The 21780-nt window shown below is 68.2% G+C and carries 20 protein-coding genes and 2 pseudogenes; 8 read left to right on the top strand and 14 right to left on the bottom strand.

All coding sequences use genetic code 11. From position 1 onward, the window contains the following. Positions 1-43: 43 nt before the first annotated feature. From proS to radA, 7 genes and pseudogenes are all read right to left on the bottom strand, one after another. On the bottom strand, positions 44-1603 hold the full coding sequence (gene proS / locus ACFFDA_RS13935; protein ID WP_404481048.1) for a proline--tRNA ligase: 1560 nt from the start codon (positions 1601-1603) through the stop codon (positions 44-46). Positions 1604-1688: 85 nt separating this feature from the next. Continuing rightward, a complete protein-coding gene (locus ACFFDA_RS13930; RefSeq protein WP_404481047.1) occupies positions 1689-2126 on the bottom strand; it encodes an NUDIX hydrolase in 438 nt (145 codons plus the stop codon). Between the two features lie 24 nt (positions 2127-2150). After that, entirely contained in the window at positions 2151-2717 is a 567-nt protein-coding gene (gene phaR / locus ACFFDA_RS13925) for a polyhydroxyalkanoate synthesis repressor PhaR (RefSeq protein WP_404481046.1), read from the bottom strand. A 116-nt stretch (positions 2718-2833) separates the two neighbouring features. Further along, positions 2834-3880 (bottom strand): alanine racemase, encoded by a 1047-nt coding sequence (locus ACFFDA_RS13920; protein ID WP_404481045.1) that lies wholly within the window; start codon positions 3878-3880, stop codon positions 2834-2836. Next, positions 3870-4301 carry an iron-sulfur cluster assembly scaffold protein gene (locus tag ACFFDA_RS13915; protein WP_404481044.1) on the bottom strand — a complete coding sequence of 144 codons (432 nt, stop codon included), beginning with the start codon at positions 4299-4301 and terminating at the stop codon, positions 3870-3872. The genes ACFFDA_RS13920 and ACFFDA_RS13915 overlap by 11 nt, the downstream gene beginning before the upstream one ends. Before the next feature lie 7 nt (positions 4302-4308). Further along, positions 4309-4836: a CvpA family protein gene (locus tag ACFFDA_RS13910; protein WP_404481043.1), complete on the bottom strand. Its 528-nt coding sequence runs from the start codon at positions 4834-4836 to the stop codon at positions 4309-4311. Between the two features lie 12 nt (positions 4837-4848). Next, positions 4849-6217 (bottom strand): annotated as a pseudogene (gene radA, locus ACFFDA_RS13905) (DNA repair protein RadA). Positions 6218-6288: 71 nt separating this feature from the next. Here radA and ACFFDA_RS13900 point away from each other — a divergent pair. Beyond that, positions 6289-8619, top strand: a complete 2331-nt coding sequence (locus ACFFDA_RS13900; RefSeq protein WP_404481042.1) for a patatin-like protein — start codon at positions 6289-6291, stop codon at positions 8617-8619. Between the two features lie 98 nt (positions 8620-8717). Here the strand turns inward: ACFFDA_RS13900 and dnaJ are convergent, their stop codons facing one another. After that, a complete protein-coding gene (gene dnaJ / locus ACFFDA_RS13895; protein WP_404481041.1) occupies positions 8718-9842 on the bottom strand; it encodes a molecular chaperone DnaJ in 1125 nt (374 codons plus the stop codon). Positions 9843-9980: 138 nt separating this feature from the next. Then, positions 9981-11889, bottom strand: a pseudogene (dnaK, locus tag ACFFDA_RS13890) (molecular chaperone DnaK). Positions 11890-12085: 196 nt separating this feature from the next. Between dnaK and ACFFDA_RS13885 the strand changes: the two are divergent. Further along, entirely contained in the window at positions 12086-12607 is a 522-nt protein-coding gene (locus tag ACFFDA_RS13885) for a copper chaperone PCu(A)C (RefSeq protein WP_404481040.1), read from the top strand. Beyond that, positions 12607-13113 carry a vgr related protein gene (locus ACFFDA_RS13880; RefSeq protein WP_404482754.1) on the top strand — a complete coding sequence of 169 codons (507 nt, stop codon included), beginning with the start codon at positions 12607-12609 and terminating at the stop codon, positions 13111-13113. Before ACFFDA_RS13885 ends, ACFFDA_RS13880 begins: the two co-directional genes overlap by 1 nt. Positions 13114-13183: 70 nt before the next feature. Here ACFFDA_RS13880 and ACFFDA_RS13875 read toward each other — a convergent pair whose 3' ends face one another. The 3 genes from ACFFDA_RS13875 to hrcA form a co-directional block, all read right to left on the bottom strand. Next, entirely contained in the window at positions 13184-13447 is a 264-nt protein-coding gene (locus ACFFDA_RS13875) for a glycine zipper domain-containing protein (RefSeq protein WP_404481039.1), read from the bottom strand. 235 nt (positions 13448-13682) lie between these two features. Next, positions 13683-14261, bottom strand: coding sequence for a nucleotide exchange factor GrpE (gene grpE, locus ACFFDA_RS13870; RefSeq protein ID WP_404481038.1), 579 nt, complete (start codon positions 14259-14261; stop codon positions 13683-13685). 16 nt (positions 14262-14277) lie between these two features. Continuing rightward, entirely contained in the window at positions 14278-15321 is a 1044-nt protein-coding gene (gene hrcA, locus ACFFDA_RS13865) for a heat-inducible transcriptional repressor HrcA (RefSeq protein WP_404481037.1), read from the bottom strand. 194 nt (positions 15322-15515) lie between these two features. Between hrcA and rph the strand changes: the two genes are divergently transcribed. From rph to ACFFDA_RS13840, 5 genes are all read left to right on the top strand, one after another. Continuing rightward, complete coding sequence (rph, locus tag ACFFDA_RS13860; RefSeq protein WP_404481036.1) at positions 15516-16232, top strand: ribonuclease PH; 717 nt, start codon at positions 15516-15518, stop codon at positions 16230-16232. Between the two features lie 78 nt (positions 16233-16310). Next, positions 16311-16985 carry an RdgB/HAM1 family non-canonical purine NTP pyrophosphatase gene (rdgB, locus tag ACFFDA_RS13855; RefSeq protein WP_404481035.1) on the top strand — a complete coding sequence of 225 codons (675 nt, stop codon included), beginning with the start codon at positions 16311-16313 and terminating at the stop codon, positions 16983-16985. Further along, the gene (locus tag ACFFDA_RS13850) at positions 16969-18480 is read left to right on the top strand and encodes a tetratricopeptide repeat-containing sulfotransferase family protein (protein ID WP_404481034.1); all 1512 of its coding nucleotides are present in this window, start codon (positions 16969-16971) and stop codon (positions 18478-18480) included. The genes rdgB and ACFFDA_RS13850 overlap by 17 nt, the downstream gene beginning before the upstream one ends. Before the next feature lie 32 nt (positions 18481-18512). Beyond that, the gene (hemW, locus tag ACFFDA_RS13845) at positions 18513-19664 is read left to right on the top strand and encodes a radical SAM family heme chaperone HemW (RefSeq protein WP_404481033.1); all 1152 of its coding nucleotides are present in this window, start codon (positions 18513-18515) and stop codon (positions 19662-19664) included. Then, positions 19664-20563, top strand: a complete 900-nt coding sequence (locus ACFFDA_RS13840) for a tyrosine recombinase XerC (RefSeq protein ID WP_404481032.1) — start codon at positions 19664-19666, stop codon at positions 20561-20563. Before hemW ends, ACFFDA_RS13840 begins: the two co-directional genes overlap by 1 nt. A 20-nt stretch (positions 20564-20583) precedes the next feature. On the opposite strand, the gene ACFFDA_RS13835 is transcribed toward ACFFDA_RS13840, so the two are convergent. Together ACFFDA_RS13835 and ACFFDA_RS13830 are read right to left on the bottom strand one after the other, a co-directional pair. Then, positions 20584-21033, bottom strand: coding sequence for a hypothetical protein (locus ACFFDA_RS13835; RefSeq protein ID WP_404481031.1), 450 nt, complete (start codon positions 21031-21033; stop codon positions 20584-20586). Between the two features lie 129 nt (positions 21034-21162). Continuing rightward, positions 21163-21777 (bottom strand): DedA family protein, encoded by a 615-nt coding sequence (locus ACFFDA_RS13830; protein WP_404481030.1) that lies wholly within the window; start codon positions 21775-21777, stop codon positions 21163-21165. Between the last annotated feature and the right edge of the window lie 3 nt (positions 21778-21780).

Below are 21780 nucleotides of genomic sequence, written 5' to 3'. Positions count from 1 at the left end.
AAGAGCACCCGCTGTCCCGGAGCAAGTCCGGGACGACGGGGGATCAGTAGGACCGCGCCACGTAGATCTTCTCCACCGCCGGGCGTCCCGTGAAGATGCAGGTGCCCGTCACCGCCGCGGCGCCGAGCGGGGTGTTGCGCATGGTCAGCTTGAGCGTCTTGAGCTTCTGCACCACCGCTTCCAGTTCGTCGCCGGTGGGGCGCGCCCATTCGACTTCGACCCAGCCCGGGTAGCGCTTGTCCTCCCCGAAGCAGGCGGCGAGTTCGTCAAAGCTCGCAGCGGACGAAATGTTGGCGTCACGCCGCGCCTTCGCATCGGCGAACAGCGAGGCCTGGATGTCCTCGATCTCGGTCGACGCACGGGCAATGAATTCGTCCCTGGCGAGGCCGATGAAGTTGGCCTTGGCGGCCTCGTTCCACAGGCGGTCGCGGCGCAGCATCGAGACCTGGCCGCCGGCAGCATCGCGCCCGCCGATCTCGAGGACGATCGGCACGCCCTTCTTGACCCATGCCCAGCGCTTCTGCGTGGCCTTGCCGGGGCGCTTGTCGAGCAGCACGCGCAGCGGCTCGCCCAGCGCCGACTTGGCGGCCAGCGACTTGCGCAGGTCCTCGCAATAGGCGAGCAGCGCGTCGTCCTCGGGCGTGTCGCGCAGCATCGGCAGGATGACGATCTGGTGCGGCGCCACGCGCGGCGGCACCCGCAACCCGTCGTCGTCGCCGTGGGTCATGATGAGGCCGCCGATCATCCGGGTCGAAGTGCCCCAGCTCGTCGTGTGCGCATATTGCTGCGTGCCTTCGCGGTCCTGGAAAGTGATCCCGGCGGCATGCGCGAAGCCGGTGCCGAGGTAGTGCGAAGTGCCTGCCTGGAGCGCCTTGCCGTCCTGCATCATCGCCTCGATGGAATAAGTCGCGACGGCACCGGGGAAGCGCTCGTGCTCGGGCTTCTCGCCCGCGACCACCGGCATCGCCAGCTCGTCCTCGGCGAAGTCACGGTACATCTCGAGCGCGCGCAGCGTCTCGGCCATGGCGTCGTCGCGGTCGGCGTGGGCGGTGTGGCCTTCCTGCCAGAGGAACTCGCTGGTGCGCAGGAACATGCGCGTGCGCATTTCCCAGCGCACGACGTTGGCCCACTGGTTGACCATCAGCGGCAGGTCCCGCCACGACTGCACCCAGCGCGCCATCGCCTGCCCGATCACCGTCTCGGAGGTGGGGCGCACGATCAGCGGTTCTTCGAGCCTGGCCTCGGGATCGGGCACCAGGCCGCCCTTGCCGTCGCCGATGAGGCGGTGGTGGGTGACGACCGCCATCTCCTTGGCGAAGCCCTCGACGTGTTCGGCTTCCTTGGCGAAGTAGGACAGCGGAATGAACAGCGGGAAGTAGCAGTTCTGGACGCCGGCGGCCTTGATGCGATCGTCCATCAGGCGCTGGATGCGTTCCCACACGCCGTAGCCCCACGGCTTGATGACCATGCAGCCGCGCACGCCCGATTCCTCGGCCATCTCGGCTTCGGAGACGACTTCCTGATACCACTGCGCGAAATCGTCCTCGCGCTTGGTGGTGAGGGCGTGGCGGATGGCGGGCGACTGGCCGGTCTTCTGATTCATGGCAGCGCTGTTAGCGGCACTTGGCCCAAGGTTCAAATGGAGGAATGCAGTCTCGTCGTCCCGGACCTGACCCGGGACGACGACACTACAGCAACTCTACAAGGTCCTCGGGAAAGAACGGTTCGTCCAGCGCGGTCAGCGCTGCGCGATCGAACCAGCGCCAGCTGCGCATGACCGAACGTTCCAGATCGGTGTGGCCGCCGGTGTCGATCGCATCGGGGGCGACGCCGGCGGGTAGCCGCACGCGGAAGTAGCGCTCGTCGGCGATGACGGGAACGCCTTCGATGGTGATGAACTCCGCTGTCTTCTGAGCGACTTCGGGACCCGGATCGGCGACGATGCCGGTTTCCTCCCACAGTTCGCGGCGGGCGGCCTCGTCGTAGCTCTCGCCGGGATCGACGGCCCCGCCCGGGGTGCACCAGAACGGCGGACGGTCGGGCGGGTCGAAGCGGAACAGCAGCACGCGCTGCGCATCGTCGAGCAGCAGGATGCGCGCGGCAGGCCGGGCGGTACGAGACGACATCGTTTCGACCCGCCCGATCGCGCGTTACTTACCCAGCGCGTCGAGGCGCTTCTGGATTTCCGCCATCTGGTCGCGCAGCGCGGAAAGATCGCCCGTCTCGCCCGAGGACGGCGCCGGCGGGGCCTTGGCCTCGGGCTTTTCGGCGCCGGGCATGAAGGCGGCGGATGCGGCCCGGAACATCGCCATGTTCTGTTCGGCGAGCTTGGCCAGCGGGTTGTTGCCCAGGCTGTCCTCGAACGCCTTGGCGAGCTTGGACTGGTTTGCCCGGAAGTTCTCCATCGAGGCCTCGAGGTAGTGCGGGATCAGCGACTGCATCGAATTGCCGTACATGCTGATGAGTTCGCGCAGGAAATTCACGGGAAGCATCTGCTCGCCGTTCGATTCCTCTTCCATGATGATCTGGGTGAGGATCGTGTGGGTGATGTCGGACCCGGTCTTGGCGTCGAGAACCTTGTAGTCCACCCCTTCGCGGGTCATCTTCGAGAGATGGTCGAGCGTGATGTAGCTGGACGAGCGCGTGTTGTAGAGCCGCCGGTTTGCATATTTCTTGATGATTACGGTGTTGTCGTCGCCAGACGCCGTTTCAGCCATATCCAGTCCCCAATCCTGCGGATAGTTACGATACCATTCCGTCTTATCGCATTGCAACACAATTTGCTGCGCAGCAAAAGAGGGAAACGCGCAAATTTCCGCGCTACTCCGCAATTTCAACGAGGGAAGCGACGGCCCAGTAGCGTTAACAGCTCGTATTGCGACAGGCCCGTGGCGGCCGCGCTTTCCGGGAGCGCGTAGTCGGCCGCGATCCAGTCGCCCTCGCCGACATCGGGCGCCCCGGTGAGGTCGACCGCGGTGAGATCCATGCTGACCCGGCCGAGCACGGGCAGCACCCGTCCTCCCGCATCGCGGAAGCGACCCTTGCCCGACCAGCAACGCAAGTAGCCGTCGGCATAGCCGAGCGCGATCGTTCCCACCCGCATCGGCGCCGGGGTGGTGAACGTGGCGTTGTAGCCGACGGTTTCGCCGGCCGGCACCTCGCGCACTTGCAGGACGGCGGCCTGCGGGCACGCGACCCGGCGCAGCACGCCGGCCATCTCCGGACGCGGCACGCCGCCGTAGAGGGCGATGCCGGGGCGGGTGAGATCGCCGTGGAAGGCGCTTCCCAACGCGATCCCGGCGCTGTTGGCAAGGCTGGCGCGGGCATGGGGCAACAGCCTGCAGGCATGGGCCCAGGCCTTGCGCTGGCGTTCGTTGAGAGCGGTGTCCTCCTCGGCCGAGACGAGGTGCGAGAGCAGCACGTCGATCTCCAGGCCCGCCAGCGCCGGATCGCCGAGTTCGCCGAGCCCGACGCCGAGGCGGTTCATGCCGGTGTCGACCATGAGGTCGCAGCGCCCTCCCCCGGCATCGCGCCACCGCCGCGCCTGTGCCAGCGAGTTGATGACCGGCTTGACCCCTGCGCACCGCGCGAAGGCAGCGTCCGCGCCCGTCAGCGGCCCGTGCAGCACCGAGAGCGAGGCGCCGCGAGCCACTTCGAGAACTGCGGGCACTTCGGACCAGTGCGCGACGAAGAAGTCGCGGCAACCGGCGGCATGGAGCACCGGCACGACCTGCTTCGCGCCCAGGCCGTAGCCGTCCGCCTTCACGGCCGCACCGGCCCGCGCGCGGCCGGACATCCGGTCGAGCGCCAGCCAGTTGGAGCGGAGTGCATCTGGATCGAAGCCGAGCCGAAGCGCCGGTGCAGGACCGTCAGGGAGCATCGTCACTCTGGGCAAGGGCTTGCGCCGCGGCATTCCAGGGCAGCATGACCGCTCCGTGCCGCGCCGGGTAGTCGCGCGCGGCGGCGATCGTGGCGAAGCCCGGCCAGTCGGGAAGCGCGCCATCTCCCGCCAGCCATGCGGCGACGCGGGCGCGGGTCTGCGCGATCCGGGCGGGCTGCGCACCGACGACGCCGGCCGCGAAGATGGCCGCGGAAGCCTGCCCGATCGCGCAGGCCTGGCTGCGGATGCCGACGCGCTCGACGGTGCCGTCCGCCGCCGTCGCCAGGCCGAGCGCGATGGTGCTGCCGCAACTGGTCGAGCGTGCCTCGCCGCGCAAGGGCAGGTCCTGCGTCAGCGGATAGCGCGCCAGTTCGATGGCGAGGCCGAGGACCTCGGGCGTGTAGAGGATGGTCGTCGCCATGGTGGCGTCAGCGCGCGTCCCGGCCCGCTTCGGCGGCGACGGCTTCGCGGCGGCGCTCCGCGATGATCTGGACGAGCGCTTCGCTGCTCGCGTTGACGAAGGGGTAGGTGCGCGCCCCTGTGATCCAGTCGGGCCGGCCGCCGACGCCCCAGACGGTGTCGTAGCCGAGCACCAGGACCGAGAAGGCGAGGACGATGATGATGACGCCCTTCACGGCGCCGAAACCGAAGCCGAGCACGCGGTCGATCGGGCCCAGCACCGAGGCCCGGCTCTTGGCCCCCGCCCACCGCGCGACGAACTTGACCAGCGCGAAGGGGATGCCCAGGCACAAGGCGAAAGCGAGGACCGCGGCGGCCGAATCCGAGCCCAGGTGCGGCTCCAGCCACGCGGTGACGGGCGTGTGGGCCAGGCGGATGGCGAAGATCGCGAAGACCCACGCGGCCAGTGCCAGGATTTCCTGTACGAAGCCGCGGATGAAGCCGGTAATGGCGCCGAGCCCGACGAGGAGCAGGACGGCGATGTCGAAGCCAGTCATAGGTCGGCAGGATTAGGCGTCGGACAGGATGCGGTCAACGAGGTTGGGCAACATCGAAAGGCCGGTGAAGCGCATTCCGTTTTCGGGCGGCGGTCCGCTGGCCGGCCCGAACGCCTTCGCGAAGCCGAGTTTGGCCGAATTCGCGCTGGCGGATGGACCCATGGGCGACCGGGCGGATTTCCCCCGCCAGCGAGACCTCGCCGAACCATACCGCATCGGTGGCGAGCGGCTTGTCGCCCAGCGCCGAGACCAGCGCCGCCGCCACGGCGACGTCGGCGCCCGGGTCGCTCAGGCGATAGCCGCCCGCGACGTTGAGGTAGACTTCGCAAGTCGAGAAATTGAGCCCGCAGCGCGCTTCCAGAACCGCCAGCAGCATCGACATGCGCCCCGAATCCCAGCCGACCACGGCGCGGCGCGGGGTGGCCCCGCTCTGCAACCGTACGATCAGCGCCTGGATCTCGACCAGCACCGGCCGCGTGCCCTCCATCGCCGGGAACACCGCGCTGCCCGCCATCGGCTCCTCGCGTCCGGACAGGAACAGCATCGAGGGATTGCCGACTTCGGCAAGCCCTGCGCCTTCCATGGCGAAGACGCCGATCTCGTCGACCGGCCCGAAGCGGTTCTTGAGCGAGCGCAGGATGCGGTACTGGTGGCTGCGCTCGCCCTCGAAGCTCATAACCACGTCGACCATGTGCTCGAGCACGCGGGGGCCGGCGATCGAGCCGTCCTTGGTGACGTGGCCGACGAGGACGAGCGTGACGCCGTTCTCCTTGGCGTAGCGGATCAGCTCGAAGGCACAGCCGCGCACCTGGCTGACGGTGCCCGGCGCGCCTTCGATCTGGTCGGAATGCATGGTCTGGATCGAATCGATCACCAGCAGCGCCGGCGGGTCCATCATCCCCAGCGTCGTGAGGATGTCGCGCACCGAAGTCGCGGCGGCGAGCTGGATCGGCGCCTTGGTCAGCCCCAGGCGATCGGCGCGCAGGCGCACCTGCCCGGCCGCTTCCTCGCCGCTGACGTAAACCGACAGGCCGCCCGACGTCGCGATGTTCGCAGAGACCTGCAGCAGCAGCGTCGACTTGCCGATGCCGGGATCGCCGCCCATCAGGATCGCCGAGCCGGGGACCAGACCACCGCCCAGGGCGCGATCGAACTCGGCGATGCCGCTGGTCCGCCGCACGGGCAATTCGCCAGGCCGGTCGAGCGGGGTGAATTCGATCGGCCGCCCGCCACTCGACAGGTCGTGCTTGGCCGAGAAGATGGTCTGCGGCGCATCCTCCGCCAGCGTGTTCCACTCCCCGCAATCGGGGCACTGGCCCTGCCAGCGGGTGGAGACGCCCCCGCAGGCCTGACAGACATATCGACGTTTGGGCTTGGCCATGTCCGACCGACTAACGGGAACGGAATGAGAACGCAATTGCCATTCTCGTAAGCCTGCGCCAAGCTGCGAAAATGCAGCAAAAAGAACTGCGGATCGCGCTGGTCTGCTACGGCGGCGTCAGCCTTGCCGTCTACATGCACGGCGTTACCAAGGAGCTGTGGAAGGCCCTGCAGGCCAGCCGTGCGCTGTGGTCTCACGCGAAAGCGCCCGGGGGCAGCGCGGCGGTTTACCTCGACCTGCTGCGTCGCCTCGAAAGCAGCGGCAACGTGCGGCTGCGGGTGCTGACCGACATCGTAGCGGGGGCCAGCGCGGGCGGGATCAATTCGATCTTCCTGGCCCAGGCGATCCACTCGGGCCAATCGCTGGAGCCCCTGACCGACTTGTGGCTGGAGACCGCCGACGTCGACATGCTGCTCGATCCCGAAGCGCGACCGGGTTCGCGCGCGGCGAAGTTCTGGGCGAGCCCGCTGGTCACCTACCTGCTCCACCGGCCCGGCAACGCGGTCAGCGCCAGCGTCGCGCCCGAGGCGCGGACCGAAGTGCGCGAGAAGCTGTCGCGCCTGATCCGCTCGCGCTGGTTCGAGCCGCCGTTCAGCGGCATCGGCTTCTCCCGCCTGCTCTACCGGGCGCTGACGGCGATGGCCGAGGCGCCGTCCGGCAGACCGCTGCTCCCCGCCGGCCATCCGATCGACCTGTTCGTCACCGCCACCGACTTCAAGGGTCATCTCGAAACCCTGCGCCTGCACTCGCCCGAACTGGTGCTGGAGAGCGAGCATCGCCTGACCTTCGGCTTCCACGGCGTCACCGCGCGCGAGGGCGGCGAGGCGCTGGCCGCGGTGCCCGAACTGGTCTTGGCGGCGCGCGCCTCGGCCAGCTTTCCCGGCGCCTTCCCGCCGCTGCGGATCGAGGAGGTCGACCGGCTGGTCGAGGAGCAGCAGGCCCGGTGGCCGGGGCGCGACGCCTTCCTCGCCCGCGTGATGCCCGAGCACGCGCGGCGCGGCGAACTCGATGCGGTGTCGCTGATCGACGGTTCGGTACTGGTCAACGCTCCGTTCGCCGATGCCATGGCGGTGCTGCGCGACCGTCCCGCGACGCGCGAGATCGACCGCCGCTTCGTCTACATCGACCCCACCCCCGACCACCTCGGCGCCGAGATGCGGCGCGATCCCGAGTTGCCGGGGTTCTTCTCGGTGATCTTCGGGTCGCTGTCCTCGATCCCGCGCGAGCAGCCGATCCGCGACAACCTGGAGACGCTGGCCCGCCAGTCCCGCGAAATGGCGACGCTGCGCGAGATCGTCCTGGCCATGCGCCCGCAGATCGAGGAAACCGTCGACAAGCTGTTCGGACATACGCTGTTCCTCGACCGGCCGACGCCGCGGCGGCTCGTCGCCTGGCGAGCCAAGGCTCAGGCCGCCGCGTTCGAGCAGGCAGGCTATGCCTATCACGGCTATGCACAGGTCAAGTTCAGCGGCATCGCCGCGATGCTCTCGCGCATGGTGCTGGAGGCCGCTCCCGAGCTGGACCTGCCCTCGGCCGAGCCGGTGCGGGCGCGGCTGATGGCGCATCTCGCGGCAAGCGGTATCGATCGCACGCAGGCCCTGCGCGATGCCAGCTCGCCGGCGATGATCGGCTTCTTCCGCGCCCACGACATCGCCTTTCGCGTGCGCCGCCTGCGCCTGCTGGCGCGGCGGGTGACGCAGGAGTGGGAAGCCGAATCCGACGTTACCGAGCAGGACCGCGATGCCGCCCGCGCGGCGATCTACGCGGCGCTCTCTCTCTACATCGAACGCGAACCTGTAGCGGCGCTGGGAGAGGATTTCGCGGCCCTCGCCCGCGCCTTCTTCGAGGATCCGCAAGCCGCGATCGACCATGTCGAAAAGCGGCGCAACCTGCTGGAGACGGACGCGGCCGTCGACGACCTGCTGGCCCAGGCGCTGGCGGCGATGCCGCAGGCGCTTCGGCGCCGGGTGCTGCTCGCCTACCTCGGCTTCCCGTTCTACGACACCGTCACCCTGCCCCTGCTGCGCGGCGAGGGGCTCAACGAATTCGACCCCGTGCTGGTCGACCGCATCTCGCCCGAAGACTGCTCCGCGATCCGGCGGGGCGGCACGGGCGAGACCTTGCGCGGGACTGAGTTCTTCAACTTCGGCGCGTTTTTCAGCCGCGCCTACCGCGAGAACGACTACCTGTGGGGCCGCCTGCACGGCGCCGAGCGGATGATGGACATGATCGCCTCGACGCTGGAGCGCGAGCACGCGATGTCGCCGGTCGAACTGCTGGGGTTCAAGCGCCGGGCGTTCCTTGCGATCCTCGACGAGGAAAAACACAGGCTCCACGCCGATCCCGGCTTGGTCGCGCATATCCGCCGCGAGGTGCTGTCGGCGAAGAGCGGGCCGGGGTGACGGGCCTCGATTGGGCTACCACTGCGTCATGAGGTTCCGTCGGCGGTCCCCGCTTTAGTGCTGTGCACTGCCCTTAGGGGCGCGAGGACCGCCGATCGTCACTCGGTCAGGTCGTTCCAGGCGTCCTTGAGGCGGTCGAAAAAGCCTTTCGAGCCGGGGCATTCGTCGCCCGTCTCGGTCGCCTGCAATTCGCGCAGCAATTCCTTCTGGCGCGCGGAGAGCTTGGTCGGGGTCTCGACCGAAATCTCGACCACGAGATCGCCGCGCCCACGGCCCTGGAGAACCGGCATGCCCGAACCGCGCTTGCGCAACTGCTTGCCGGACTGGATGCCGGCCGGAATATCGACGGTGATCGGATCGCCGTCGATACCGGGAATCTCGATCTCTCCGCCCAGCGCCGCCGTGGTGAAAGTGATCGGCACGCGGGTCAGCAGCGTGGTGCCCTCGCGCTCGAAGACGCGGTGGCGCTTGACGTGCAGGAAGATGTAAAGATCGCCCGGGGGAGAGCCGAACGGTCCCGCCTCGCCCTTGCCGGAAAGACGGATGCGGGTGCCCGAATCGACGCCCGGCGGAATGTCCACCTGCAGTGTCTGGGCCTTGTCGACCCGGCCCTCGCCGCCGCACGAACGGCACGGCTTCTCGATGACCTCGCCGCGCCCGTGGCAGGTCGGGCAGGTGCGTTCGACGACGAAGAAGCCCTGCTGCGCGCGCACTTTGCCGTGACCGGCGCACATGGAGCACGAACGCTTGCTGGTGCCCGGCTCGGCGCCGGTGCCCTTGCATGGCTCGCAGCCTTGCGAGACCTCGATGGTGATTTCGGTGCTCTTGCCGCGGAACGCCTCGTCTAGGCTGACTTCCATGTCGTAGCGCAAGTCGGCGCCGCGACGCTGCTGCTGGCGCCCGCCGCCGCCGAAGGCGCTGCCGAAGATCGATTCGAAGATATCGCCGATATCGCCGAATTCCGCGCCGGCGCCGCCACCGCCGCCCGCACCCTGCTGGAAGGCGGCATGGCCATAGCGATCGTAGGCCGCGCGCTTTTGCGGGTCCTTGAGGCAATCGTAGGCCTCACTGATCTGCTTGAAGCGCGCTTCACTGTCGGCGCACCCGGGGTTCTTGTCCGGGTGGTAGCGCATGGCAAGCCGGCGATAGGACGACTTGATGACCTTGTCGTCGGCGCCGCGCTCGACCTCGAGCAGTTCGTAATAGTCAATTTCGGTAGTCAAGGCATAACCCCCAATAAACCCCCGTCACCCCCGCCGGGGCGGGGGCCCGCCTCCGGACATTGCGGCATGCCACAAGCCTGGAGACGGGTTCCCGCTGTCGCGGGAATGACGAGCACGGTTTATCTCCGCAAGGCCGGATCAGCCCTTGTTTTCGTCGACTTCCGAGAACTCGGCGTCGACCACGTCGTCGTCACCGGCCGGAGCCGCGCCCGGAGCGGCGGCCGAAGCCTGCTCCTTCTCGTAGATGGCCTGGCCCATCTTCATGGCGACCTGGGTCAGTTCCTGGGCCTTGGCGTTGATCTCGGCGGCGTCACCACCTTCGAGCGCCGTCTTGGTCACCGCGATCGCGGCTTCGACTTCGGCCTTCAGAGCGGCATCGATCTTGTCGCCGTTCTCGGCGATCTGCTGCTCGGTCGCGTGGACGAGGCTGTCGGCCTGGTTGCGGGCCTCGGCGGATTCGCGGCGCTTCTTGTCCTCTTCGGCGAACTTCTCGGCGTCCTTGACCATCTGGTCGATGTCGGAGTCCGAAAGGCCGCCCGAGGCCTGGATGCGGATCTGCTGTTCCTTGCCGGTGCCCTTGTCCTTGGCGGACACGTTCACGAGGCCGTTGGCGTCGATGTCGAACGTCACCTCGATCTGCGGGACGCCGCGACGCGACGGCGGGATGCCGACGAGGTCGAACTGGCCGAGCAGCTTGTTGTCCTGCGCCATCTCGCGCTCGCCCTGGAACACGCGGATCGTCACCGCCTGCTGGTTGTCCTCGGCGGTCGAGTAGACCTGGCTCTTCTTGGTCGGGATCGTCGTGTTGCGGTCGATCATCTTGGTCATGATGCCGCCCAGCGTCTCGATGCCCAGCGACAGCGGGGTCACGTCGAGCAGCAGCACGTCCTTGACGTCGCCCTGAAGCACGCCGGCCTGGATCGCAGCGCCCATGGCGACGACTTCGTCAGGGTTCACGCCGGTGTGCGGTTCCTTGCCGAAGAACTCCTTCACGACTTCGCGGACCTTGGGCATGCGGGTCATGCCGCCCACGAGGACGACGTCGTCGATGTCCTTGGCCGAGAGGCCGGCATCGGCGATCGCCTTGCGGCAGGGCTCCAGCGTGCGCTGGATCAGGTCGGCGACCATGCGCTCGAGGTCCGAACGGGTGATCGTCTCGACGAGGTGCAGCGGAGTGGTGGCGCCGCCTTCCATGCGCGCGGTGATGAAGGGCAGGTTGACCTCGGTCGTCGCGGTCGACGACAGTTCGATCTTCGCCTTCTCGGCCGCTTCCTTGAGACGCTGCAGAGCGAGCTTGTCGGTCTTCAGGTCCATGTTTTCCTTGGACTTGAACTTGTCGGCCAGCCACTCGACGATCTTGGAATCGAAGTCCTCGCCGCCCAGGAACGTGTCGCCGTTGGTCGACTTCACCTCGAACACGCCGTCGCCGATCTCGAGGACCGAGACGTCGAACGTGCCGCCGCCGAGATCGTAGACCGCGATCGTCTTGCCGTCCTGCTTGTCGAGGCCATAGGCCAGCGCCGCGGCGGTCGGCTCGTTGATGATGCGCAGCACTTCGAGGCCGGCGATCTGGCCCGCGTCCTTGGTCGCCTGGCGCTGGGCGTCGTTGAAGTAGGCAGGAACGGTGATGACCGCCTGCGTGACCGTCTCGCCGAGGTACGAATTCGGCGGTTTCCTTCATCTTCTGCAGCGTGAACGCAGAAATCTGCGACGGGCTGTAGTCCTCGCCGCCGGCCTGGACCCAGGCGTCGCCGTTCTTGCCCTTGACGATGGTGTAGGGAACCAGCTCGGTGTCCTTCTTGGTCACCGGGTCGTCGAAGCGGCGGCCGATCAGGCGCTTCACCGCGAAGATCGTATTGTTGCCGTTGGTGACGGCCTGGCGCTTCGCCGGCTGCCCGATCAGGCGCTCACCATCCTTGGTGAAAGCGACGATCGAGGGCGTCGTGCGCGCGCCTTCGGAATTCTCGATGACCTTGGGCTTGCCGCCGTCCATGACGGCGACGCAGCTGTTGGTGGTGCCAAGGTCGATACCAATTACTTTAGCCATTATCCCCATTCCTCACGTCAATTGGGTGACACCGTACGGATCGCCTCCCTTACACAAGGCAAGGCGGCTTGCACGGCTCGGTGACGCTTAACGTCGTCGAGGCGCGATATAGGGGTGGTTTTGCTTGGAACAAGACTCGACGAATGGCATTAGGCGAGCGATTTTTCCCCGGCGAAGTCACAAGGATACCTTGACCGTGAAACTCTTGCCCTCCCTCGCCCTGCTTCTCTCGGCTGGCCTGCTCGCCGGTCTCGGCGCCTGTGGCAAGGAGCCCGACAGCCCGACCGCGTCGAACGAGGCGACCCTTTCGGGTCCCGATGCGAAGCCGGGGCTCGTCGCCAGCGACGGCAAGCTGGTGCTGCCGGTCGTCGCCGGGCGCCCGGGCGCGGTCTACTTCACCGTGCGCAATGACGGCGCCGAGCCGGTCACGCTGGCGGGCGTGCATGTCGACGGCGCCGCCAAGGCACAGATGCACCAGACCAACGGCGGCTCGATGAGCGCGATCGAATCACTCCCGATCGACCCCGGCGCCTCGGTGGTCTTCGCGCCCGGCGGCCTGCACGTCATGGCCTTCGACCTGTCGCCCAAGGTCCAGGCCGGCGGCACCGCCGAACTGACGCTGACTTTCTCCGACGGCGACAAGCTGTCGATGCCGCTGCAGGTCGAGAAGATGGGCGCAGGGACCGACATGGGCGACATGGAAGGAATGCAGCACTGATCGCACCGGCCGGGGAACCGCGCTGCCCACCCGGCGGCGAGCGAGCGCTCACCACGGGCGAGGTCGACCTCGTCCGCTCGGTCTTCGGCACGGCGATCGACTGCGCCCCGGTTCGTGTGCGGCGGCGCAAGTGGTTCGCGTTCCAGCCCGTCGGCACGGTGATGGCGCCTTGCGGGCACCTGCACTTCCATCCGCGCACCCGCCTCTACGAGGACGATTTCGCGCAAGGTTCGCTCGGGCTCCAGGGCCTTTTCATCCACGAGATGACGCACGTCTGGCAGGCCCAACGCAAAGGTCGCTGGTATCTGCCGCTGATGCGCCACCCGCTGTGCCGCTACGACTACGCGCTGCGGCCGGGCTGGACGCTCGAGCGCTACGGCATCGAGCAGCAGGCCGAAATCGTTCGCCACGCCTTCCTGCTCGGGCTGGGGGTAGAGGTCCCCGGCGCGCCGCAAGTGGAGAGCTACCGCGCGATCCTGCCGTTCGCGCCGTCCGTTTCGCCATAACGACGAAAAGGGGCGCGGCCGATGTCTCGACCACGCCCCATGCGATGCTGGCAGGCAGCGGTTCGCGCGATCAGCAGTCGCGATCCCAGTAGCGGTCGCCGTTGCGATCGTAGCGGTAGCAGCCGCGGTCGTTGTCCTTCTTGACCTGCGAGCCGGCCAAGGCGCCTGCCGCCGCGCCGATCGCCGCGCCGGTGCCGACGTCGCCGCCCGCGACTGCGCCGACGCCCGCGCCGAGCGCACCGCCGGCCAGGGCGCCTTCGCCACCGTAGTTACCGGCACAGCCGGCGATGCTGAACGCGCCGGCGACGAGAATGGGGAAGATAAGCTTGCGCATCGAATTTCTCCGAAAACTTCTGGTTATACCAAAGTGAACGGAAGCGCGTGCCAGAGGTTCCTTGGCAACAAAACGACATGTCGTGACCGGGCATCCCGTCGTCCCGGACTTGGTCCGGGACAGTGGTGTGCCCTGGAGGCGTTAGCCTGCCATGGGCCGCCGCAGCGCCCGGTCCTGCCGCGAGCTGGGCGTGGCTTTGCAAGCGGCTTCAGGTCGAGCCCGGGACGACGGCGAATCAGTCCGGCTTCTTAGCCACGGCGACCATGGCGGGCCGCAGCAGGCGATCCTTGATCATGTAGCCGGCCTGCAGTTCCTGCACGATCGTGCCCGGCTCGGCATCGGCCGAAGGGACCTCGATCATCGCCTGGTGCTGGTTGGGATCGAGCGGAAGCCCGGTCGCGGCAATGCGGGTGATGCCATGGCTGGCAAAGACCTTGTCGATCTCGCGGCCGGTGGCCTCGATTCCGGAGACGAGGCCCTTGAGCTTGTCGTCGTCGCGCAATTCGGCGGGAATCGCAGAAAGTGCACGGGCGAGGTTGTCAGATACCGAGAGGATGTCGCGGGCAAAGCTCGTCGCGGCATAGGCGCGGGTGTCGGCGATGTCCTTCTCGAGCCGGCGGCGCACGTTCTGCGTTTCGGCACGGGCGTAGAGCACGTCCTGCTTGGCCGTCGCGAGATCTTCGCGCAGCTTCACCAGTTCCTCGTTCTCGCCTGCGGTGTCGAGGAAATCCTCGGGCACGCCCTGCAGTTCTTCGGCCACGGCGGCGTCTACAGTCTTGTCGGTGTTGTTGGACTGCGTCTTGTCGTCGGTCATTTCGTGATTGTTCCAGCTATCCGATGAGCTTGCCCAGGCTCTGGGCGGTGAAGTCCACCATGGGCACTACGCGCGCATAATTCAACCGCGTGGGGCCGATAACCCCCACCACGCCGACCACCTTTCCTTCGCGGTCGCGATAGGGCGAGGCGATCACCGAGGAGCCCGAAAGCGCGAACAGGCGGTTCTCCGAGCCGATGAATATGCGCGTCGCCTGTGCCTGGCGCGCGGTGTCGAGCAGGTCGGCGACCGACTGCTTGTTCTCCAGGTCGTCGAGCAGCGAGCGCACCCGTTCGAGATCGGTCAGCGCCGCCTCGTCGAGCAGGTTGGCCTGGCCGCGCACGATGAGCACCCGGCGCGCCATCGCGTCCTCGCTCCACACGGCGAGCCCCCGTTCGACGAGATCGCGGCTCGCGGCGTCGAGCGCCGACTTGCCCGAGGTGATCTCGGCACGCATCGCCCGCGCGGCCTGCGCCAGCGTGCGCCCGGTCAGGTGCGCCGAGATGTAGTTCGAGGCCTCCTCCAGCGCGCCCGGCGGCAGGCCCAGGGGGAGTTCGACCACGCGGTTCTCGACCCCGCCGTCCTCGCCCACCAGCACCGCGAGCGCCCGGCCCGGCCCGAGCGGCACGAGTTGCAGGTGCATCAGCCGCGGCTCGCGACGGGGCACCATGACCACGCCGGCGCCCGAGGACAGGCTGGAGAGCAGCGTGCTGGTCGCCTCCAGCGCCGCCTCGATCGGGCCCGGCGCCGAGATGCGGCTTTCGATGGCGATGCGTTCCTCGACCGTCGGCTCGGCCACCTGCATGATGCCGTCGACGAACAGGCGCAGTCCCGCCTCGGTCGGCAGCCGCCCGGCGCTCGTATGCGGCGCGGCAAGCAGGCCGAGGTGTTCGAGGTCGGCCAGCACCGACCGGATCGAAGCCGAGGACAGGCTCACGCCGCCCGGCCCGGCCAGCGCCTTCGAGCCCACCGGCGTGCCCGTCTCGAGGTAGCCCTCCACCACGAGACGGAAAATCTCGCGGGCGCGGGTTGTCAGTTCGGTGATCGGGGGCGTGGGCATTGCCCGGCCCGTTATAGGGGCAGCGCAAATCCGCGGGCAAGCGCCGGTTTGCGTTTTGACACATCATCGTCATCCCGAAACCATGGCGCCCGCGGTGCAAACCGCCCTCGCCATATCCGCTTGCGGCCCCCGGCCCAATGCGCCTAGGGCCGCGCGCAGACATCAAGACGACCATCCATCACGAGGACCACTCCATGCGACCTTCAGGCCGTGCCGCAGACGAAATGCGCACCATCGACATCCAGACCGGCTTCACCAAGCATGCCGAAGGGTCCGTGCTGATCTCGTTCGGCGACACCCGCGTGCTGGTCACCGCCTCGGTCGAGGAAAAGGTGCCCCCGTTTCTGCGCGGCAAGGGCGAAGGCTGGGTGACCGCCGAGTATTCGATGCTCCCGCGCGCAACGCACACCCGTGGCAGCCGCGAAGCCGCGAAGGGCAAGCAGTCGGGCCGCACGCAGGAAATCCAGCGCCTGATCGGCCGCAGCCTGCGCTCGGTGGTCGACATGAAGAAGCTCGGCGAGCGCCAGATCGTGCTCGATTGCGACGTAATCCAGGCCGACGGCGGCACCCGCACCGCCTCGATCTCGGGCGCGTGGGTGGCGCTGCGCCTGGCGGTCGACAAGTTGATGGCCGACGGCAAGATCAAGGAAGACCCGATCCAGGCACGCGTCGCCGCGGTGTCCTGCGGCATCTGCGCCGGCACGCCGGTGCTCGACCTCGACTATGTCGAGGACAGCGCGGCCGACGCCGATGCGAACTTCGTGCTGATCGAAGGCGGCAAGATCGCCGAAGCCCAGGCCACCGCCGAGGGCGCGACCTACGACGAGGAAGGCCTGCTGCGCCTGCTGCGCCTTGCGCGCATCGGTTGCGACGGCATCTTCGCCGCACAGGCCAAGGCGGTCGGGCGCTGAGCGCGGGCTGGCTTCAAGACACCGTCATGCCTGCCTGCGCGGGCATGACGGTTGAACCACTACGGGAATGACGCTCAGGTGACTACACGCAAGCTCGACGGCCCCAAGCTCGGCAAGGGGCGCCTCGTCATCGCCACCCACAACGCGGGCAAGCTGCGGGAAATCGCAGCGCTGCTCGCGCCGTACGGGATCGAGTGCCTGTCCGCCGGCCAGCTCGGCCTGCCCGAGCCTGAGGAGACCGGCACCACGTTCGCGGCGAACGCCCTACTCAAGGCCCATGCCGCGGCCAAGGCCGCGCAAATCCCCGCGCTCGCCGACGACAGCGGGCTGTCGGTGGCGGCGCTGGGCGGACGGCCCGGCGTCTACACCGCCGACTGGGCCGAACGACAGTGGTTCGAGGGCGATCCCGGTCGCGACTGGTACATGGCGATGGGCAAGGTCGAGGGCCTGCTCGCCGAGCAGGGCCCCGAGGTGGACCGTTCGTGCTGGTTCTCCTCGACTCTCGCGATCGCCTGGCCCGAGGGCGACGAGGCGGTCTACGAAGGCCGCGTCGATGGCACGTTCTCCTGGCCGCCGCGCGGGACGATGGGTTTCGGCTACGACCCGGCTTTCGTGCCGCAGGGCCACGAAGTCACGTTCGCGCAGCTCGATCCCGCGCAGAAGAACCGCATCAGCCACCGCGCGGATGCCTTCGCCAAGCTGGTCGCCGACCAGTTCGGCGCTGCCCCCGCGAGCGATGGCGACCCCGGCTGAGGCCATAAGCCTGGGCCGGGAAGCGGCCGGCAAGGGGCAGCTCGACGCGGCCGTCCGGCACTTTCGCGCGGCCTTGCAAGCGCTGCCCGGCGACCCGATGCCAACGATCTGGCTGGGACAGGCGCTCTGCGCCGGCGGCAATCTGCATGAGGGGACCGCCTGCCTGCGCGATGGCGCCTTGGCCCGGCTCGCCCTTGCCGGAACCCGGCCGGAGGACCTCCTCCCGGTGGCCCAACTGTTGCAGAAGGTCGGCGATGCCGCCTCGTCTCTACGGGTGCTCGAAGGCCTTGCCGCCAAGGGGCTGGACACCCCTGCGCTCCATCATGCCATGGCCACCGCCGCGGCGCAGCTCGCCCGCCACGACCTCGCGCTCGCCTCCTGCGCCAAGGCGCTGCGCGGGGCCCCGCACCATCCCCACCTCGAAGTCCTGACCGCGAGCATCGAGATCGACGCAGGCCAGGCCTCGGTGGCGGAGGCGCGGCTCGATCGCCTGCTTTCGGGCGACCTCCCTCCCCGCGAGCGGTTCCGCGCCCTGCGCGAACGGGCCCGAGCGCGCGACAGGCTCGGGCGTCACCGCGAGGTCTTCGCCGACCTCGCGGCTGGCGCCGCCATCGCACCGGACCTGCCCGAATATGCCGCGCAGGACGCCGGCCTCGTCGCCCGCCTGCTGGCGCAGGACGAGGCAGCCTTCGATGCCACGATGCTGCGACGCTGGCGCGACGACGGTCCGGCCGACAAGGCACCGGCGCCGGTGTTCCTGCTCGGCTACTTGCGCTCGGGAACGACGCTCATGCAGGAACTGCTGGCCTGCCACCCCGAAGTGCTCGTGGCCGACGAAGCCCCGCTGCTGTCAGGCACGCAGGCCGCGATCCGCCCGGCAGCATCGCGCCTAGCCGGCCTCGACGCGCTCGACCGGCAGGCCATCGCCCGCCTGCGCCAGCGCTATCGCCGGCTTGCCGCCATGCGCCTCGGCCCGGATGCCGACGCGCGGCGGCTCGTCGACAAGTTCGCGCTGAACGTGATCGACCTGCCGGTGATCCTGCGCCTGTTCCCCGAGGCGTCGATCCTGTTCATGGTCCGCGATCCGCGCGACGTGTGCCTGTCCTCGGTGCTGCAACTGATGCCGCCCAGTCCATCGACGGTGAACCTGCTCGGCTGGGAAGACGCGGTGCGCTTCCACGCCCTCGTCACCGCGACATGGCGGCGCTACCGCGACGCGCTCGGGCTTCATGCGAGCGAAGTGCGCTACGAAGCACTGGTCGACGATCTCGAAGGGACGATGCGCGGCGCGCTCGCCCCGCTCGGGCTGGGGTGGACAGAGGCCATGCGCAGCTTCCATGAAAACGCCGCCACCCGCGCCATCAGCACACCCAGCCGCAGCCAGGTCACGCGCCCGCTCAACCGCGCTTCGGTAGAGCGCTGGCGTTCCTACGCGCCGGAATTCGCGCGAGTGGAAAGCCTGATCGCGCCTGCCCTTCGCGACTGGGGCTATTGACTTCGCCGCCGAACCTGCGCCTGAGAAAGCCCATGGCCCGCGCTCTCTACATTCATTGGCCGTTCTGCCTCGCCAAGTGCCCGTACTGCGACTTCAACAGCCACGTGCGCGACCGGGTCGACCACGCGGCCTGGCAGGCGGGACTCCTCGCCGACATGCGCCACGAGCATGACCTCGCAGGCGGCGAACCGCTCGATTCGATCTTCTTCGGCGGCGGCACTCCCTCGCTGATGCCCCCTGCCCTCGTCGCGCGATTGCTGGAGGAGGCGGAACGCCTCTGGGGCTTCGCGCCCGGCATCGAGATCACCCTGGAAGGCAACCCTTCCTCGGTCGAAGCGGCGAACTATGCCGCGCTGGCGAGCGCCGGCGTCAACCGCGTGTCGCTCGGGCTGCAGGCGCTCGACAACGAAACCCTGCGTTTCCTCGGCCGCCTGCACGATGCCTCCGAAGGCCTCGCGGCGCTGGACGTGGCGCAGCGGCATTTCGAACGGGTCAGCTTCGACCTGATCTACGCGCGTCCCGGGCAGTCGCTCGACGGCTGGCGCACCGAACTCGCCCGCGCGCTGTCGTTCGGCACCGGGCACCTCTCGCTCTACCAGCTGACGATCGAGCCCGGCACGCGCTTCGAGACCATGGTGCGCAAGGGCGACTTCGCCCCACTCGACGAGGACGCCTGCGCCGACATGTTCGCCCTTACCCGCGAGATGACCGCCGCCGCGGGCCTCCCCGCGTACGAGATCAGCAACCACGCCCGCGCCGGCGAGGAGAGCCGCCACAACCTGACCTACTGGCGCTACCAGGACTACGCCGGCATCGGCCCCGGCGCCCACGGGAGGCGCGGCGGGCTTGCCACCGTGCGGCACCGCAAGCCCGAGAACTGGCAGGCGGAAATCGAACGCAGCCGGCACGGCATCGCCGAGCAACGCACGCTCGGCCTTCGCGAACAGGCGAGCGAAGCCATGCTGATGGGCCTGCGCCTGCGCGAAGGGGTGGACCTCGATGCCATGGCGACGCGCTTCGGCCTTGCGCCCGAACAGTTGTGCGATCCCGCCAAGGCGCTGTTCTACGAAAGCCAGGGACTGGTGCACCGGGACGGCGCCCGGATCGGCGTGGCAGAGGCGGGGATGTGCCTGCTCGACGCGCTGCTGGGCGAACTGGTGCCCGGGCAACTGGTCGAGAGCTGATGGCGGCCAAGGCCGACCTGCTGGAAGCCTGGGGCGGCTACCTTGCGCAGGATCGCCGCCGCAGCCCGCACACAGTGCGTGCCTATATCGCCACGGCTTCGCGGCTTCTCGACGCGCTGGGCGAAAGCGACTGGGCCAGCCTCGCCCGGATCGATGCCCCTGCCCTGCGCGGCCATCTCGCGGCGCGGCGGCAGGACGGCATCGGCAATGTTTCCGCCGCGCGCGAGCTTTCGGCGCTGAAGGCCTTCCTGGGTTTCGCGCGGGAGAAGGCCGGAATGGCGCAGGCGACCCCGCCCCGGCTGCGGGGGCCGCGCGTCAAGAAAGGCCTGCCGCGACCGGTGACGCCTGACGAGGCGGTGAACCTTGCCGCGACCGTCGAGGAGGACGCCGGCGAGCCGTGGATCGGCGCACGTGACCGGGCGGTGCTGCTCCTGCTCTACGGCGCCGGCCTGCGCATTGCCGAAGCACTCTCGCTGACCGCTGCCGCGCTGCCGCTGCGCGAAACGCTGGTGGTCACCGGCAAGGGTGGCAAGCAGCGCATGGTGCCGCTGCTGCCGATCGTGCGCTCTGGCGTGGCGGACTACCTCGGCAAATGCCCGTGGCCGCTCGAGCGCGACAAGGCCCTGTTTCGGGGGGCCAAGGGCGGGCCGCTCTCGCAGGGCATGGTTCAGAAGGCCGTGGCGCGCGCGCGGGTTTCGCTGGGCCTGCCGGCAAGCGCGACGCCCCATGCGCTGCGACACAGCTTCGCGACGCACCTGCTTGGCGCCGGCGCGGACTTGCGGTCCCTGCAGGAACTGCTCGGCCATGCCTCGCTCGGCTCGACGCAGATCTATACGCGAGTGGATGCGGCGACGCTGCTCGACGTCTACCGCAATGCCCATCCCCGCGAGCGCGGATAGGGCCCTTCGACCGTCGCGACCTATTTGTTCGAGGGCACGAAGGTCACGCCCGAGCGGTGCAGCGTCCTGAGAACATCGCCATCGATTTCGCTGCTGGTCTTGCTGGCATCGGTGGGCATGATGTTGCGCACGAACATCAGGTGCGCGGGGGGCTGCGTGATCGCCTTGGATTCGCGCGTCAGATTGACGTCGTAGTAAAGGTTGATCGACTGCCCGGCGGGTCCATAGGCCCATATCTCGTCGAGCAACGCGCGGGCGGACTGCGCCACCTTGCTGCCCTTGCTCTCGTAGAGGTTGACGTCGGCACGGAACTTGATGGCTGTCTTGGAGCCGTTGTAGTGTGCTTCCGACAGCGGCTTGAGAACATCGAAGACGTGAAGGCAGTCTCCCGCGCCCTCCCAGCGCAGCACGATTGGAGTAGTCGACCCGAGATTCCTTGCGAAGGCGAGAACCTTTTCGGCGTCACTCATGTCGCCCCCCGTCGTCGATTCGTATCGATCGCCGAAACGATAGGACGATACGGGTGAATTTCCACGTTTATTGTGGAGTTACTATAGATGTACCTAAGTTAACTATCAGTAATGCGGACCCATGGCCGGTTATTCACACCCGCCGTCCTCGCGCGGCTTCCACCGCGCCACGCGCCATGCGTAGGCCACGATCGTGACCACCGCGACCGCCAGCGTAACCCAGCCGAACCACTGTTCCGCCTGCGCCAGGGTCCGCCCCAGCCAGCGCCCGCCCAGGATCAGCAATGCATTCCAGATCGCCGCGCCGGCGGCCGTGAACAGGAGGAAGCGGACGTGTCCCATATGCGCGAGGCCGGCCGGGACCGATATCATCGAGCGGAACATCGGCATGAAGCGGAACACGAACACCACCCAGTGCCCGTGCCGGCGCAGGAACTTGCCTGCGTCCTCGATGTCGCGCCACTCCAGCGTAAGCCACCGGCCCCAGCGGTCGACGAACGGGCGCAGGCGTTCGTAGCCCATCCGGTCGGCCACGAGGAACAGCACGTAGTTACCGAGCGCCGATCCGACCGTTCCCCACAGCAGCAGTGGCCAGAACTGCATATGGCCGCGCGCCACCGCGATCCCGCCCAGACCCATGATGACTTCGGACGGTATGGGCGGAATGATGTTCTCGAGCGCCATGAGGAACACGATGCCGAGATAACCGCCCTGCCGGACGATCTCGTAGACCCACTCAGCCATGGA

Source organism: Novosphingobium sp. BL-52-GroH (assembly GCF_044813085.1).
GTDB lineage: Bacteria > Pseudomonadota > Alphaproteobacteria > Sphingomonadales > Sphingomonadaceae > Novosphingobium.
This window is presented reverse-complemented; position numbering and strand designations above follow the sequence as displayed.

Excerpts from the sequence above, each read along its gene's own strand:
- grpE (WP_404481038.1), bottom strand. The coding sequence starts at position 14,261 with ATGACCGACGACAAGACGCAGTCCAACAACACCGACAAGACTGTAGAC.
- rph (WP_404481036.1), top strand. The coding sequence starts at position 15,516 with ATGCGACCTTCAGGCCGTGCCGCAGACGAAATGCGCACCATCGACATC.
- ACFFDA_RS13835 (WP_404481031.1), bottom strand. The coding sequence starts at position 21,033 with ATGAGTGACGCCGAAAAGGTTCTCGCCTTCGCAAGGAATCTCGGGTCG.
- hemW (WP_404481033.1), top strand. The coding sequence starts at position 18,513 with ATGGCCCGCGCTCTCTACATTCATTGGCCGTTCTGCCTCGCCAAGTGC.
- hrcA (WP_404481037.1), bottom strand. The coding sequence starts at position 15,321 with ATGCCCACGCCCCCGATCACCGAACTGACAACCCGCGCCCGCGAGATT.
- ACFFDA_RS13840 (WP_404481032.1), top strand. The coding sequence starts at position 19,664 with ATGGCGGCCAAGGCCGACCTGCTGGAAGCCTGGGGCGGCTACCTTGCG.
- ACFFDA_RS13910 (WP_404481043.1), bottom strand. The coding sequence starts at position 4,836 with ATGACTGGCTTCGACATCGCCGTCCTGCTCCTCGTCGGGCTCGGCGCC.
- proS (WP_404481048.1), bottom strand. The coding sequence starts at position 1,603 with ATGAATCAGAAGACCGGCCAGTCGCCCGCCATCCGCCACGCCCTCACC.
- ACFFDA_RS13920 (WP_404481045.1), bottom strand. The coding sequence starts at position 3,880 with ATGCTCCCTGACGGTCCTGCACCGGCGCTTCGGCTCGGCTTCGATCCA.
- phaR (WP_404481046.1), bottom strand. The coding sequence starts at position 2,717 with ATGGCTGAAACGGCGTCTGGCGACGACAACACCGTAATCATCAAGAAA.
- ACFFDA_RS13830 (WP_404481030.1), bottom strand. The coding sequence starts at position 21,777 with ATGGCTGAGTGGGTCTACGAGATCGTCCGGCAGGGCGGTTATCTCGGC.
- ACFFDA_RS13875 (WP_404481039.1), bottom strand. The coding sequence starts at position 13,447 with ATGCGCAAGCTTATCTTCCCCATTCTCGTCGCCGGCGCGTTCAGCATC.
- ACFFDA_RS13900 (WP_404481042.1), top strand. The coding sequence starts at position 6,289 with ATGCAGCAAAAAGAACTGCGGATCGCGCTGGTCTGCTACGGCGGCGTC.
- ACFFDA_RS13930 (WP_404481047.1), bottom strand. The coding sequence starts at position 2,126 with ATGTCGTCTCGTACCGCCCGGCCTGCCGCGCGCATCCTGCTGCTCGAC.
- ACFFDA_RS13850 (WP_404481034.1), top strand. The coding sequence starts at position 16,969 with ATGGCGACCCCGGCTGAGGCCATAAGCCTGGGCCGGGAAGCGGCCGGC.
- ACFFDA_RS13915 (WP_404481044.1), bottom strand. The coding sequence starts at position 4,301 with ATGGCGACGACCATCCTCTACACGCCCGAGGTCCTCGGCCTCGCCATC.